Genomic DNA, 15,586 nt, shown 5'->3' with positions numbered 1-15,586 from the left:
TTATTTAAATGTTACTTGTAAACCTAATGCGACACTTGTAGTTCTCGGATAAATTCCGAAGTCACCGCCAAAACCATTACCTCCACTGAAATTGATTTCTGGATCTATTCCGGAATAGTCTGTAATCAGCAGCAAGTTATTTCCAGTAATGGAAAATCTTACTGATTCTATATACTTAAAAGTATCCAACTGCCAGTTATAGCCGGCATTTACATTTTCCAGTCTAACAAAATCTCCATCTTCCAGCCATAAGTTTGAACTATACTGAGAGGTAAACAGATCTAAATCGACAGCGCTTTCCAGTACATTGGCATTACCTAAGCTTTCCATCAAACTCAAATTTCTTCTTAAGCCGTTATAAATTTTATTTCCACCGGAACCTCTCCAAAGCATTGAAAAATCAAAATCTTTGTATCTAAATCTTGGATTGATGGCAAAATTATAGGTTGGTAAAGCTAAGCCTTCTATTTGCCTATCTGGACTTCTTACCCCCTGGTCTATGGTTCCATCACCATTGATATCTCTCACAACTTCAGCTCCTACACCATCTATACCTTCGTGCTGTAGAATAGAATATGTCCCAACAGGCTGACCTTCGATCAAATAAGAGTTAGTTCCCCAGGGAACAAAATCGGTATTCAATTCAACTCCTTCAATACTACCGCTCAAATTAAGGACTTCATTATCAAGCAATGACATATTACCTCCCAGGCTTAAGGTCACATCATTATTCCTTATAAAATCGTAGTTTAATGCAAGTTCTATCCCACGATTTCTTATACTACCTACATTAGCAGCCACCGTGTTATAAGGAAATGGAGGTTGAGGAACTGTATAATTAAATAATAAATCATCGGTGGTTGCCGTATAAGCATCGAGTGAACCACTTAGCCTACTATCGATTAAACTGAAATCTACTCCGATATTGGTTTGTTTTTTTCGTTCCCATTTCAAATCTTCGTTAGAGTTCTGGGATATTTCAAAGTTACGTATTTGCTCCCCTCCAAAATAAGTAATCCCTCCAGGGCTTACCAGGGACAGCGATTGTTGCGGAATTAGACCTTGTTGATTTCCTGTAATTCCATAACCCGCCCTTAATTTTAGTTGATTGAATATGCCATTCTGCATAAAATCTTCTTCATCAATCCTCCAGGCGACAGAGGCTGCCGGAAAATTTCCCCACTTGTTGTTCTCTCCAAAAACCGAGGAACCATCCCTACGATAACTTAAGGTAAGCAAGTATTTATCTTTTAAAGTATAGTTTAACCTACCCAGGAATGAAACCAGGCTACGATCATTTTTATAAGAAGAAATATCTCCCGATCTTACATCAGATAGGTCGCCAGATTGTAATGAGTTGTAAGTTGTTTCATTATTGAAGAAACCGCGTGCCTGTCCATAATTACCTTGATAGGATTGTTGTTGCCACTCATAAAGTGCCAAAGCGTTTAGCTTATGTTCCCCAAAAGTATTTTCATAAGACAAACTTAGATTAGTAAGTTTTTCATCTTGCCTGCTATTACTAATATTGGCAAACCCATTTTGATTTATAGCATTGGCATCTGTCGATTCAACAGGTAAAAAGAATCCGACAGTATTATTGGTTTTTCTCCAGCTACCAAACCATCCTAATGTTATGCCCTTGTATACATCTAAATCTGCATTCAAACTTACAAAGAGGTTGTTATTCTCTCGTTCATCTACCGTAGTTTGAGCCACAGCATAAGGATTTAAATATTCAAAAACATTAGGATCTGTATAATAACTTCCATCAGTGTCAAAAACAGGATCTGTTGGTCTTAAAAAATAAGAGTTAGTAATCAAATTTGAAGTAAAAGCCGCATTACCTATACTTTGTACGCTATTACTTGTTTCAAGAATTCCTGTATTGATATTCAAGGTGATATCCAACCTTTCATCCAAAGCTTTTTGATTTGCGGAGAGCCTGGCTATATATTTATCGCTGTTAGAATTAAGTACTACACCCTCTTGTAAAATCGCACTTACAGAAGCCCGATAATTGAAAGTATCGGTACCTGCTCCAAAAGATATCGTATGATTTTGAGTATATCCCGTTTGAGTAAGTATATCGTACCAATCGGTACTGGAACCGTGATTGGCTGAAGCTGGAACACCATAACGCTGTGCTTGTTCCCACCATTGATTTGCATCTAATACATCCAATTCGTTGGAAAGAACATCTATCGAAGCAGTAGAAGAATATTCAAGTGTAGAAGTTCCCCTCTTATTTTTCTTGGTAGTAACAATAATTACCCCAGGAGCACCTCGGGAACCATAAACAGCTGTTGCGGAAGCGTCTTTTAAAATATCTACCGATTGAATTTCGTTAGGTGGAATCTGGTTAAGCAAATCCATATTGCCCTGAACACCATTTACAACTACCAAAGGATCATTTCCACCTATAAGAGAAGTTATTCCCCTTATTCTAACACTTGGTGTAGAGCCGGGCTCACTCCCTACCTGATTAATATTTACCCCGGGAGCCTTTCCTGAAATTTGCTGTAAGGGATTTGTAATAGCTCCCTGGTTAAATTCTTCATCGGAGATGCTTGCTACTGCACCTGTTACATCTCTTTTAGTAGAAGTTCCATATCCCACAACAACAACTTCATCTAATCCAGCAACGGAAGTCTGCATGGTAACTTTAATATTTTGTGTGCCTTCAACTGGAATTTCCTGAGTTTCAAAACCAATACTAGAGAAAACCAAAATTGCTTTTTCCGAATCAACTTCAAGGGAAAAAAGACCATCTATATCTGTCATGGTGCCATTTGATGTACCCTTTTCAACAACGTTGATCCCTAGAATGGGTAATCCCTCAGAATCTACCACTTCTCCAGATATAGTGTACTGAATATTCTTGCCGATAAGATCCTTCATTGGAGTTGCCTCTGCCTGTCCAGTACAAAACATAATTGCCAATCCAAATAGAATTGAGAATGAATTCAGAATTAATGAAGTGATATTGGGCAGAACTTTTTCTTGTAAAATTTGCTGCATAGAATTTATTTTTATTTGATAGTAAACCTGATAAAAAATTTATGAAAACGTTTTCGGTTAATTAATTGTAAATGTAAAGGGGGTATTCTTTCTATTATATTGTTCCATAAAATATCAAGTATTTTCAACTTCAAAAAAACACATATAAAACTGTTTATTAGTATTTTATATATTTTTACAGTATAGAAAAATCAAGTGATAATAAAGCTTGATAAGTAGGCACGCGCGTAATGTTTTAAGTTTTTATTGCCTATTATTGTTAAATTCTCAAATAATAAACTTCTTAAAATCCATTTCATAAAATATGGGCGCTAAAACCAAAATTTCTAAAATCTTCTTCCTTTTATCACTATTCCTTTTTTGTACATCAACATATGCACAGAAGATAGATTCACTCAGTTATAGTGATTTGGATAAGATGGTTATAGATAGAGAACAATATGAAAAGAAAAAAGATCAAAGAATTAATTTATTAAAAGAAGACCTTGAACGGAAACAGCTACTGGGAGATTCCACCAATATTTATAAAGCAAATCTTGAGTTATTCAAAGAGTATGAATCGTATAAATATGATTCCGCATATTATTTCTTAACGAATGCAAAAAATTTAGCAATAAGAATAAAAGATAGCAGCAAATTGGCTCATTCAAGAATCAATGAAGGATTTATATTGCTTTCCGCCGGCCTCTTTAAAGAAGCTGCCGACACACTTCAAATTATAAGCCCCGAAACACTAATTGAAAAAGACAAATACCAATACTATTATACATATGCTAGATTATATTTTGACCTTGCCGATTACAATGACGATAAAAGGTTTCAATTAGATTATGTTAGAAAAGGAATAGCTCTATTAAAGGTATCTCTCAAATACTGCACTGCTAATTCCTCAAGATATTGGCAGTCAAAAAGTTTGATAAAACTTAAGGAACAAAACTGGAAGGGAGCAGAAACTTCATATCTCAAATGGATTGAAAATTTTGATTTAAATCCTAACCTATATGCTATCGCTACATCTAGCCTTAGTTATATATACGACCGGTTAGGAAATGATAACTTGGCCAATAAATATCTTATTCTTGCAGCAATTTCAGATATAAAAAGTGCTACTAAAGAAAATACTGCTTTAAGAAATTTAGCGGATAAACTTTTTCAAAAAGGATATTTAAAAAAAGCTAACTATTATGTAAAAATTGCTCTAGATGATGCAAATTTTTACGATGCCCGGCATCGAAAGAACCAAATATCCTCTATTCTTCCCATAATTGAAAGTGCTCAGCTTCTTAAAGTAGAACAAAAAAATGAAAGTTTACGCACAACAGTATATCTGCTTGCATTCTTAACCTTAATAACATTAATTTTTATAGCCTTAACCTTCAAACAGCTAAAGGAAAAGAAAATTGCTAGAAAGGAATTGGCAAAAAATAATGAACGCTTAAAAAAAGTAAATCTTAGTTTGCTTGAATCTGATACTATAAAGCAGGATTATATTACCTATTTCCTACGCATAACTTCACATCTCATTGGCAAAATAGAAAGTTTACAAAAAACCACTATTTTAAGAATTCAAACCAAAAAATCAGATGAACTACTTAAAATGATGAAAAATTATAGTGTAAAACAAGAAAGGGTAGCACTATTCAATCAGTTTGATGAAGTTTTTCTACAATTATTTCCTGACTTTATAGAGAGCTTTAATAAACTTTTTCCTAAAGATCAACAAAGAAATTTAAAAAAAGAAGAGCTGTTAAATACCGAATTAAGAATTTTTGCTCTATATAGATTAGGCATCCAAGACAATAAACAAATTGCAGATTTTCTAGATGTTTCTCTATCCACAGTTTATTCATACAAAACAAGGCTTAAAAGCAGCTCCAACTACAGAGAAAGCTTTGAACAAAAGGTAATGGAGATAAAGAGATTATAACATTTATAGTTTTTTATCGTTTTAGAAATATTAGATTTAGTATAAGTTGTAATAAAGATTCGCAACAATAATTTTTAAAATGAAATATAAGGTAGGTCTATTGCTTCCTATGTTACAAAGTATGTAATTAATAAAAACTCCTAAATCAAATAGATATTATTTTATTCTGAAAGAAAATCTTTAAACTCAGTAGAATTAAATATGGCATTTGCATAGTGCCCTATATTGAAATTAATATACAACTGTAATAGTTAGGATTCGAATACTATATTCAATTTTTTCATTATACTATTAAAGAGGTTGCCTAAACATTTTTTCAATTTTTAAACAACCTCATGGCTAATCAATTTGCAAATTGGATAAATACATGCTGAACCTTGAGTATAAGTAGTTACAGCGGTAAAATCTATGTCTCCACTAGTCCCGAGTAAAACTATTAAGGATATTGAAGAAGATAAGTGTTGATGGAGATTCTACCGAAATATTTTTCAGGTCCATTCATAAATTCATCTTCACCAATATTCTGTCTTAGCAATCTCAGGACTCCATCATCGGTTATATTAGTTCATCATTTAAATAAGCCGGGAAAACCGAGAAAATGTAGACCAAAACACTATAACTTAAAAGTACCCTAGATTAGATTTATAATAATTTTCATTACCTATTAATTTTGAGAGAATTGAACTAGATTATGGTTTTTGGGTAATAAATTTTTCATTGTATCCTAAGGGGTCAAAATCCCATACAAACGGTAATAATAAATAAACTGCCGTGGTAAGAATCAGAATAGATATTAAATTCATCCAAATCCCAGTTTTGACCATGTCTGGTATTCTAAGATATCCTGAACCAAATACTACAGCATTTGGTGGTGTGGCAACAGGTAGCATAAATGCGCATGATGCCGCAACCGTTGTTGATACTAAAAGCATATAAGGGTTCAAATCTAACTTTAAAGCAATAGGAGCCAGAATTGGCAAAAGCATTGCTGTGGTTGCCAGATTTGAAGTAAGCTCTGTTATAAAATTCACACTGAATATGACAATTAGAATTAGCAATAATAATGGCAAGGCATTAAGTAAAGTCATTTGAGTACCAAACCATTCTGCAAGTCCGGTAACCTGAAATCCTGAGGCCAAAGCCATACCACCTCCAAAAAGTAATATAATTCCCCAAGGTATTTTTACAGCTTCTTCCCAATTTATAATAGGTTTGCCTTCTTTGCCTGAATTTAAAGTGAAAATTGTAATTCCAGCAATTATAGCGATAATTGTATCATCTATCCCCGGTAGAAGTTTTTCCAGAATAAAAGACCTTGTAATCCAGCATATTGCCGTTATTACAAATACACTCAGGACAATTTTTTCTTCCCGCTTCATTGGTCCTAATTCAGTAATAAGCCGATCAATTTCCTGTTGTCCTCCCGGAAATTCTTTTTGTTTAAAGTTGAAAGCTACATGTGTTATATAGAACCAGGCAATCAAAAGTAGTAAGATAGAAATAGGAAGTCCAAATTTAAGCCATTGAAAAAAGGAAATGTCAATATTATAGACCTCTTGAATATAACCTGCAAATACCAGGTTAGGAGGAGTACCAATTAAGGTAGCAATACCACCAATAGATGCACTATAAGCAATGCTCAACATCAGAGCTTTACCAAAGAGCTTATTCTCATCCATTTTTGTAGACGGATTATCTTTTAACTGCGAAACAATAGACATCCCAATTGGAAGCATCATTACTGAAGTAGCTGTGTTAGATATCCACATAGATAAAAATGCGGTCGCTACCATAAAGCCGAGAATGATGTTCTTAACATTGGTTCCAATAACTTTTATAATATGAAGTGCCATGCGTTTATGTAGATTCCACTTTTCTATTGCAATAGCCAGAATAAATCCTCCCATATACAGGAAGATATATTTATGGCCATAAGAAGCTGTTGTCGTTGAAAGATCAAGAGCTCCTGTTAATGGAAACAAAACTATGGGAAGTAGGGCGGTAACAGCTATAGGGACTGCTTCTGTCACCCACCATAATGCAATCCAAATCGTAGCGCATAGTACATCATAAGCGGTTTCTGGCATTCCTTTCGGACCACCAATGCTTTGAAGGACTAAAAAAAGGACTGGCCCAAGGATCAAAAATATATTTTTACCTACCTTCATTAATGTGCTTTTTTAAACGATTCCATATCGAAATCATCCACTAGTTGCCTTAGAAATACTCCGGTTTCCGGTAGCACAAAACTTAGGTATAATTGGTCTCCTTCCGAATCTTCTGTTACTAGGCGGTTTGGAATATCCTTCACCGAATTGCCAGTTAAATACTTGTAATAAATAAGGGCTATTAGATAAGATCCATCAGAAGAAGGATGCTTATCATCAAAGTATATTTTAAGATTTGGTCTTGCTTTTTGAGCCTGCATAAAGATAGTCCCGACTGGAACCACTTTTACACCTGTTTCTCTTCCCAATTCTATATAAGAAGAACTAATACCCTCCTGCATTAGCGGGTTAGAATCATAAGCCCAGGTCATAGAAAGCAATGGTTTTGCGTCATTTTCATTAATAAGGTCGATAAGTTTAGTCGAGTAAGTTGTAAACCTTTCAGGAGCCTCGATGGTACTCATGCTATGGTCCTGTAATACCACAATATCAAATTTCTCTTTATCAAGAATCTTTCTGGTTTGAGTACCTTTTTGTTTTTTCCAGTGTTGTTCCAGGTTGCTTCCTCCAACTGTAGACTGCGAAGTCTCAAGATTTATATCCTGATGTTCTGCCATGGCTTCAACCATTTGAGGCATATTCCAGAAATAAGTAAAACTATTACCAACCATCAGCACTTTATGGGGCTCTTCAATTTGAGAAAAAAGAGAAATAGGTATTAAAAAGATTATTAAAATTCCTTTTTTAAGAAGTTTCATTTTTGAAATTTTTGAAAGTTAAATTAGTAACCAGGGTTTTGCTCCATAGTAGATCCCGTATTAGAGTCTATAACGGATTGAGGTATGGGCCAAAAAACATGATAATCTTTTAGGTGGTAAAACATGTACCTATTATGGGCTCTAGCTCTTTCTAAAAATTTACCTGTCCTAATTAATGCATGCCTTCTGGGCACTTCACCAAAGAGCTCTCTAGCGCGCTCATCTAGAATGAAATCTATGTCTACCATACCGGTATATTCAGAAGCGCTGGACCTATTTCTTAAAATATTTAGAGTTTTACGGGCAGCTTCTGGCTCTCCATTCCCCAATTGCGCTTCGGCTAATACTAAATACGTTTCGGCTAATCTTAGGTATATAAAATCATTGTAAGAGTTCACCCCTTTAGGATCGGAGAGGTTGACATAATCCCACTTCTTTGTGAAAGGCCATTCAGCACTTGCGCCTCCGGTTCCCTCTTCCTTTTCAGTCTGAAAAAACTGATCTTCAAAAATGGTGGTATGGGTATAAAGGAGTGTATCAACTTCTGAGGAATTATTCAAATTGGGAAAAGTGATATATTTTGCCATTGAAAATTCATCTGATCTTATATCTTCACTTTCATATAAGTCATATGCCCACGGGGTTATAGCCGCTCTTTGTGCTCCTTTTCCGCCATTGTATACATATACTTTCAACTGATTATCTGTAGAGACGTTATTATTATTCATATAGTTCTTTACAGGAGCAGCATTACTATAGTAGGAATAATATTGATCTCTAATTCGGTTAGGGAAGTTTCCTTCAGGGTTCACATCCTCTTCAATATTTAAAAAACCCCATAAAGTCTCTGTATTCCCGCTTGCATAAAAAGGTTCACGAAACATATCGATAAAAAGATTTCCAGGATTGGAAGCATTTTCTCCAAAACGGCTTGTTACCAATGAATAGTTAGAATTATTTATAACGTTCATAGCTTCAGTAACGGCTTTTTCATACTGGTTCATAGCGCAGTAGGTTTCTGCTAAATAATGCATGGCTACTGCTTTGTTAGCTCTGCTCGGATTAGGGTATCGCCACGGTAAATGATCCTTTGCGAAAATTAAATCCTCTATCATCTGAGCTCTCACCTCAGCAACTGGTTTTCTTTCCCAATCAGTCTTATAATTGGATCCGTCAATTTCGTCTAGATTTAAAGGAACATCATTATAAAGATAGGTAAGATGCCTATAGGCCCAGGCTCTTAATAAACGAGCATGGGCAATAATTTCGTTCTTCCTTTTGAGATCTTCATTTTCATCCGCTCCTTGCCAGTCTATATCAGGATTTTCGGCTCTGGCAATTATTTTGTTGACAGAATTAATTTCTCGGGATAACCACATAAAAATGTCTTCTATTGCATCGTTATCGGGAGATAAATCAGTACTCCAGTTTAACCAATCTGAATCCGTGCCACTTGTATTGGGACTCCAGGCAATGTCTGTTCCGGATAACATATAGACCTGTGTTGCTAAAGAAGTGTTAGGTGTTGAGGAAAACTCTTCCCTTACCAACGCATAGGAAGCATTAAGAGCCATTTGAAATCCTTCATAGTCCTTGTACAACTGATCGGCATATATATCGTCTCTGGGTTCTTCAGTTAAGAACTCTTCTTCATCGCAGGATATACAAATACTGAAAAGAAGGATTAAAAATAAATTTTTGAGTAGTTTCATTTTAAGTTTTTTTTAAAATTATATATTAATTTTCCCTTATATATTATAGATTTGCTTTTAAACCAATTAAATAGCTCTTCGGTATTGGACTTCCTTCATTAGAAACATGCTCGGGATCAACTCCCACCCAATCTGTCCAGGTTTTCACGTTTTTTAAATTTATATATACTTGAAAATTATCCATTCTAATTTTATCCAATAAGTTTTGTCCAAAGTTGTAACTTAACGTTATATCTTGTAGTCTAACGAATGAAGCACTATCAAAAAAATCAGTGTCATATTTATTAGATCCAGGCGTATTTTTAGGATATATAGTATTGGTATTGTCTTCCCGCCAATAATCTACTATGTTATAAACATTTTGTAATTGCGGTATAAAATTATTAAGGATTGGGTTTCTTCTGTCTATACCAACGATACTGTTTAAGAAGAAACTAAACGAGAAGTTTTTATATGAAATAACGTTTGTCAGCCCGGTAGTAAATGAAGGAACTGCACTCCCTATTATTGTCTGGTCATTGGCATCTACATCACCATCCCCGTCTACATCTCTGTATCTCATATCTCCTGGTCTGTAGCCTTCTTTCATGCTATCGGGAATACTCGCGTCATTGAAATCATCAACTTGCCATACCCCGTCAATTAAATAATCGTAGTTCACACTTATCGGCTTCCCTATAAACCATCTACTAGCTTTATCATCAATATAATTCCCACTCTCGTCCGTCAGGCCTACGTTAACGATTTCGTTTTGATATCTAGAAAAAACAAAATTGGTTTTCCAAGAGAAGTCGAGGGTGGAAATATTTAATGTGTTTAAGTTTATATCCAGGCCTCTATTCTTGGTTTCACCCACATTTTCTGTTATTTGGTCTGTACCATTTAAAGCAGGTATCGATCTATTCAACAACAAATTGGAGGTTTTAGAAAAATAGACATCAATATTTCCAGAGATTCTATTATTCCATAAAGAGAAATCTGTACCAACATTAAAAGAACGGGTTGTTTCCCAGCTCAATTCAGGATTGCCTAGCTTCTGCGGATAATACCCAACAAGCGTTTGGTGGTTCTCATCCAAATTTGCTAATGGATATAATGGAGCTAATGAACTGTAAGGGGCTATGGCCTCATTACCATTTTTCCCGTACGAAAGACGTAGTTTGAGTTGAGATAAAAAATCTAAAGATTCGGAGTTTTTTATAAACCCTTCGTTGGAAAGGTTCCAGCCAAGAGCAAAAGAAGGAAAAACTCCAAATTTATTATTTTGTCCAAACCCTGAATAACCATCTCTTCGTATCGTAAAGGTCATTAAATATCGGTCATCATAGGTATAATTACTTCTAAACATTTGGGACACATAGTTCCGCTGAGAATAATTAGCATCTCCTGATAAAGAATTAGCATTGGACTGCTGATAATACCCTAATAAATCATTTGGAAAACCTCTTCCCGTAACCGTATTAAATTGGTAAGTACTCTCCTGGTTACTATACAGCCCGGTTAGAAAAAGTTTATGTTTACCAAAGGTCCTATTATAGCTTAGAATATTTTCTATCACCCAGTCCTTATCATATTGATACGAATTGTATAACTCTCCATTTACTTTATTTCCTATTCTAGTGTCCATTCCGTAATAACGTTCATATTGACGATGGCTATAATTATAACCTACATTCAATTTATATGAAAGACCTTCTATAAAAGGAATTTTAATATCAAAATAGTTATTGGTGATCACCCTCCAGGTATCATTATTATTTTTTCCATTAGTATCCACTAAAGGATTAGCTGCCCAAAAGGCATCTTCCCAGGAATCCAGAGTATAGGATCCATCTTCGTTATAAGCATCTCCCAGGGGATTGGAGTCAAAGGCCTTGCCAACATCCGCTGAAAGACCATCTCTGTCGTAAAATCCCAACTGTGTGGATGTTCCAAAAGTTAACCAATCATTAATTTCAGTTTCGACATTGGTTCTTAAACTAATTCTTGTGAAATCATCTCCAACCACTATTCCCTTATTATCGTTTATGCCGGCGGATATATAGTAATTGACCCTTTCCGAAGCCCCCCGAACTGAAAGGTTATGTTGTTTAGATTCGCCAGTTCTTGTAGCAAGGTCCATCCAATCTATGGTATGTCCGGCATCATAATTTTTCCGCTCAATATTAGTTAATGGTTCACCATATTCTATCTTAGCCTCACCGAATCTTTGACCGTCCATCATTTCGGGGTAATGGCCAACAGCATCTAAGCGGTAATAAGTATCATAGGTTATGGTCGGTTTTCCTATTCTTCCCTTTTTGGTAGTGACTATAATTACACCATTAGCGCCCCTAGATCCATATATAGCGGTTGAAGATGCATCTTTAAGTACGTCTATAGACTGAATATCTACAGGATTAATTTCTGATAGGTTTCCATAATAAGGTATACCATCTAAAATTATCAAGGGAGAATTAGAGGCAGAGATGGAGTTCCGACCTCTAATCTGAATACTCGTTCCCGAACCTTCAGCATCACTGGAGTTAGTCCTTATGGATAATCCAGCAACCTGTCCTTGTATAGCTTCAGCTGCATTAGTTGAAGGAAAACGTTGCAATTGTTCTGAACTAATGGAAGACACAGCACCTGTAAGATCACTTTTTTTCACTTTTCCGTACCCTATTATAACCACTTCATTGAGTGATTCTTTGTCTTCTTTAAGGGTCAAATTCACCTCACTCTGACCTCCTACTGGAACAGACCGATTTTTGAAACCTATAAAACTAAAATTTAAAACAGGTTTATCTGTTTCAAGTTTTAAGGAGTAAAATCCATCAAAATCAGTAACTGTTCCATTTTTAGTCCCTTTTTCCAATACAGTCACGCCTGGGATTGGGATTGAATTTTCGTCTAATACTGTTCCAGAAACTTGCTTTTGTCCCCAAACACTTCCGGTAGCAATAAATAGTAAAACAAAGGTTTTAATAATATAATATTTCATTGAATTTGGTTTTATTTTAATTAAATTATTTAAAATTTTTCCCTTTCATTTCTGTTCGAAATTCAGATTAAATGGTAATCTCTTTATGAATTTATTTTCTGTTAAATACTCCATACTTCCCAGTTTTTATAATCTTTTTGTTAATAAAGTGTACCTTTGAAAATCAGTCCCTATAAATGATTTCCCAACAATTATATGATATAAATAAATAAATGATATTATTTCATTATTTTTTATCAATTTTTATCAATTTTTAGCGAAATAAATCAACAATGCATCAAGAAGATAAGATTGAAAACCATCAGGAATTTATTTCAAAGCTTGAAACAAGCTATGGTAAATTTAATTCAGAAAATAAAAAGTTCGAATCCACAAGCAATTCTAAAATTGCGCGAGATCTTTGTTATAGTGATTCCCAATTTTCCAGACTTATTAACGGTACAGCTTCTGAAGGGGAGTTTAAAAGAGCCTTAAGAAATGTTAATCGACTTTTAAATGAAAATAGTCTTCAAAAGAAAAATATATTATCTGAGAAAGCTGGAAATAGAAATTATAAGAAGTGGGCGATATACCTTTGTTTATTATTACTAGTGGGAATTATAGTACTTCTTGGAATACAATTTTTAAAAGAAGAACCAGCAGATACTACCGTAACTAATACAACCCGGTATGACATGTTGAAATGGAGTTTTGAGAATAATTATATCCAGCCCTATATCAAGTTGAAAGACCTACCTGCAGATTGCAATTTTCCATGTTATAAATATCAGGGCAAATGGAGTTTAAAGGGTCAATATAAAATTCCCTTTTTCAGAGAAAGAAACGGCTTTCATTATGTTGCGAAAGAAGCCAAAATGTATACCAGGTGTATGGATGAAGAAAATCAAGGGGGCGAGCTTTTTGAAGGCTATGAATATCAAAAACACGAAATCTGGTATGATAAAAGAGAATTTACCATTGATTCATTTTTAGTCGCAGATGACAAATCAAAAATTAGGGAATCTTATAATAATTCAGATTTTAGTGAAAACGAGAATTTTGTAAAGGTTGCCTATGTACATACATTTTTTAGAAATGAATTTACTATAGATAGTAATTTGGTTTTTAGGAAGGGCAAAACTATTGGAAGAGACATCGAATTTCTTGTTGAAGAAAAACTAATCAAGGATTTAGGTTCGCAAAAACTAGTAAAAGAATTGAAAAGTGAAATTAACTCCATCGCGCGAAATAGACTTGAAGATTTTTCTAAACCCATAAATTGTGAGCCATCAAAAGTGCCAAATATCAACTTTAATTATGTAAAAAAAGGTGATGAACTGAGTTTTGAATGTCAATTCACCACCGGTAGATTCCTTGTTGATTATGAAAAAATATTTGTTTTAGAAGAGCAATACATAAACAACATTTGCAGGTAAATTAAAAGTCGAATCGCTGCGGTCCTCCGCGGCGAATTTCCTCATTTGCATAAGATTCAAATTTCGCAAAATTTATTCTAAAGGCATTAGAAAGCTTAAAGGCAGCGGTATAATATGCTTCATCATTATCCCAGGTCGCTCTTGGACTTAAAACTTTATCCGGAACGCCCGGACAGGATCTCGGTTGTGCGACTCCAAAAACGGAGTGGATGTGGTATTTTTCATAAGAATAAGTCTTATCCAATTTGCCATCCAAAATAGCATTCACCATTGCCCTAGTATATTCTAATTTTATTCTTGATCCAACCCCGTAAGCTCCTCCAGTCCATCCAGTATTAATAAGCCAGACATTCGCATCACTTCTTTCGATTTTTTCACTGAGCATTTCCGCATAGATCGTAGGGTGCAACGGCATAAATGGTTCACCAAAGCATGCAGAAAAGGAAGGTACAGGTTCATTTATGCCGGCTTCAGTTCCTGCAATTTTTGAGGTATAGCCAGAAATGAAGTGATAAGCTGCCTGATTTTTAGTAAGTTTAGAAACAGGAGGTAAAACCCCAAAAGCATCTGCCGTTAGAAAAAATATATTTTCAGGATTCTCTCCTACGGATGGAACCTGAATGTTATCAATATGGTTGATGGGGTAGCTCACACGTGTATTTTGAGTGATAGAGATATCCTTAAAATCAACTTCTCCGTTCTTAATGATCACATTTTCCAGTAAAGCCCCTACATGGATAGCATTATAAATATCAGGTTCAGATTTTTTATCGAGATCAATAACCTTAGCATAGCAACCACCTTCAAAATTGAAGATTTGACCTTCAGGTGTCCAGCCATGCTCATCGTCCCCAACTAATTTTCTATTAGGATCGGCTGATAAAGTAGTTTTTCCTGTTCCCGAAAGTCCGAAGAAAATAGCTGTATCCTTATTTTTTCCAACATTAGCCGAGCAGTGCATCGGTAAAACATCATGTTCTGTTGGAAGGATAAAGTTTAAGGCTGAAAATATGCCTTTTTTGATTTCTCCAGTATACCCTGTTCCACCAATTAAAACTGTTTTTTCTGAAAAGCTTAGTATCGCAAAATTTGACTGCCTGGTTCCGTGCACTCCAGGATCTGCCATAAACCCGGGTGCATCAATTATTGTCCAGTCTTTCCTAAAATTCTCAAGTTCTTTTTCTTCAGGTCTGATGAACATATTATAAGCAAAAAGATTTGACCACGCATATTCAGTGATCACTTCAAGTCTTAGCTGGTATTTTTTCAGAGCGCCGGCATTGGCAAACCTTGTATAAATTTCTTTACCCTCTAAGTATTTGAGAATATCATCTTTTAATTTCCTATAATTTTCAGAGGAAATCGAAATATTTATTTCTCCCCAATTCAATACGCCTTTTGTTATATCTTCTTCAACAATAAAACGATCTTTTGGAGATCGACCAGTAAATTTGCCGGTGTTTATGGCGAGGCTTCCTGAATTGGTCAATTGCCCCTGCCCCTTTTTTATAGTAATTTCCACTAGTTTTTTGGGGGTCATTTGCTGAAAATAATTGGAGTTCGAAGTATTTAAGCTCATATGTGATATTTTTATAATACCAA

General features: G+C 34.9%; 8 protein-coding genes. 2 read left to right on the top strand and 6 right to left on the bottom strand.

The window, feature by feature from the left end; genetic code table 11:
- Complete coding sequence (locus QWY91_RS13895; RefSeq protein ID WP_290236073.1) at positions 1 to 3,021, bottom strand: SusC/RagA family TonB-linked outer membrane protein; 3,021 nt, start codon at positions 3,019 to 3,021, stop codon at positions 1 to 3.
- Between the two features lie 304 nt (positions 3,022 to 3,325).
- On the opposite strand from QWY91_RS13895, the gene susR reads away from it, so the two are divergent.
- Positions 3,326 to 4,948, top strand: a complete 1,623-nt coding sequence (susR, locus tag QWY91_RS13890) for a SusR family glycan utilization regulator (RefSeq protein WP_290236072.1) — start codon at positions 3,326 to 3,328, stop codon at positions 4,946 to 4,948.
- Positions 4,949 to 5,637: 689 nt separating this feature from the next.
- Here susR and QWY91_RS13885 read toward each other — a convergent pair.
- From QWY91_RS13885 to QWY91_RS13870, 4 genes are read right to left on the bottom strand one after another with little or no spacing between them, the layout of a single operon-like run.
- Complete coding sequence (locus QWY91_RS13885; RefSeq protein WP_290236070.1) at positions 5,638 to 7,116, bottom strand: SLC13 family permease; 1,479 nt, start codon at positions 7,114 to 7,116, stop codon at positions 5,638 to 5,640.
- Positions 7,116 to 7,874, bottom strand: coding sequence for an SGNH/GDSL hydrolase family protein (locus QWY91_RS13880; RefSeq protein WP_290236069.1), 759 nt, complete (start codon positions 7,872 to 7,874; stop codon positions 7,116 to 7,118). The genes QWY91_RS13885 and QWY91_RS13880 overlap by 1 nt, the downstream gene beginning before the upstream one ends.
- Positions 7,875 to 7,897: 23 nt before the next feature.
- Positions 7,898 to 9,586, bottom strand: coding sequence for a RagB/SusD family nutrient uptake outer membrane protein (locus QWY91_RS13875; protein WP_290236067.1), 1,689 nt, complete (start codon positions 9,584 to 9,586; stop codon positions 7,898 to 7,900).
- A 43-nt stretch (positions 9,587 to 9,629) separates the two neighbouring features.
- Entirely contained in the window at positions 9,630 to 12,569 is a 2,940-nt protein-coding gene (locus tag QWY91_RS13870; RefSeq protein WP_290236065.1) for a SusC/RagA family TonB-linked outer membrane protein, read from the bottom strand.
- 272 nt (positions 12,570 to 12,841) lie between these two features.
- On the opposite strand from QWY91_RS13870, the gene QWY91_RS13865 reads away from it, so the two are divergent.
- The gene (locus QWY91_RS13865) at positions 12,842 to 13,984 is read left to right on the top strand and encodes a hypothetical protein (RefSeq protein WP_290236064.1); all 1,143 of its coding nucleotides are present in this window, start codon (positions 12,842 to 12,844) and stop codon (positions 13,982 to 13,984) included.
- Position 13,985: 1 nt separating this feature from the next.
- Here the strand turns inward: QWY91_RS13865 and pckA are convergent, their stop codons facing one another.
- Complete coding sequence (pckA, locus tag QWY91_RS13860; protein WP_290236062.1) at positions 13,986 to 15,563, bottom strand: phosphoenolpyruvate carboxykinase (ATP); 1,578 nt, start codon at positions 15,561 to 15,563, stop codon at positions 13,986 to 13,988.
- Positions 15,564 to 15,586 lie beyond the last annotated feature (23 nt).

Source organism: Zunongwangia endophytica, assembly GCF_030409505.1.
In the GTDB taxonomy this organism is placed as follows: Bacteria; Bacteroidota; Bacteroidia; order Flavobacteriales; family Flavobacteriaceae; genus Zunongwangia; species Zunongwangia endophytica.
This window is presented reverse-complemented; position numbering and strand designations above follow the sequence as displayed.

Excerpts from the sequence above, each read along its gene's own strand:
- QWY91_RS13895 (WP_290236073.1), bottom strand. The coding sequence starts at position 3,021 with ATGCAGCAAATTTTACAAGAAAAAGTTCTGCCCAATATCACTTCATTA.
- susR (WP_290236072.1), top strand. The coding sequence starts at position 3,326 with ATGGGCGCTAAAACCAAAATTTCTAAAATCTTCTTCCTTTTATCACTA.
- QWY91_RS13885 (WP_290236070.1), bottom strand. The coding sequence starts at position 7,116 with ATGAAGGTAGGTAAAAATATATTTTTGATCCTTGGGCCAGTCCTTTTT.
- QWY91_RS13880 (WP_290236069.1), bottom strand. The coding sequence starts at position 7,874 with ATGAAACTTCTTAAAAAAGGAATTTTAATAATCTTTTTAATACCTATT.
- QWY91_RS13875 (WP_290236067.1), bottom strand. The coding sequence starts at position 9,586 with ATGAAACTACTCAAAAATTTATTTTTAATCCTTCTTTTCAGTATTTGT.
- QWY91_RS13870 (WP_290236065.1), bottom strand. The coding sequence starts at position 12,569 with ATGAAATATTATATTATTAAAACCTTTGTTTTACTATTTATTGCTACC.
- QWY91_RS13865 (WP_290236064.1), top strand. The coding sequence starts at position 12,842 with ATGCATCAAGAAGATAAGATTGAAAACCATCAGGAATTTATTTCAAAG.
- pckA (WP_290236062.1), bottom strand. The coding sequence starts at position 15,563 with ATGAGCTTAAATACTTCGAACTCCAATTATTTTCAGCAAATGACCCCC.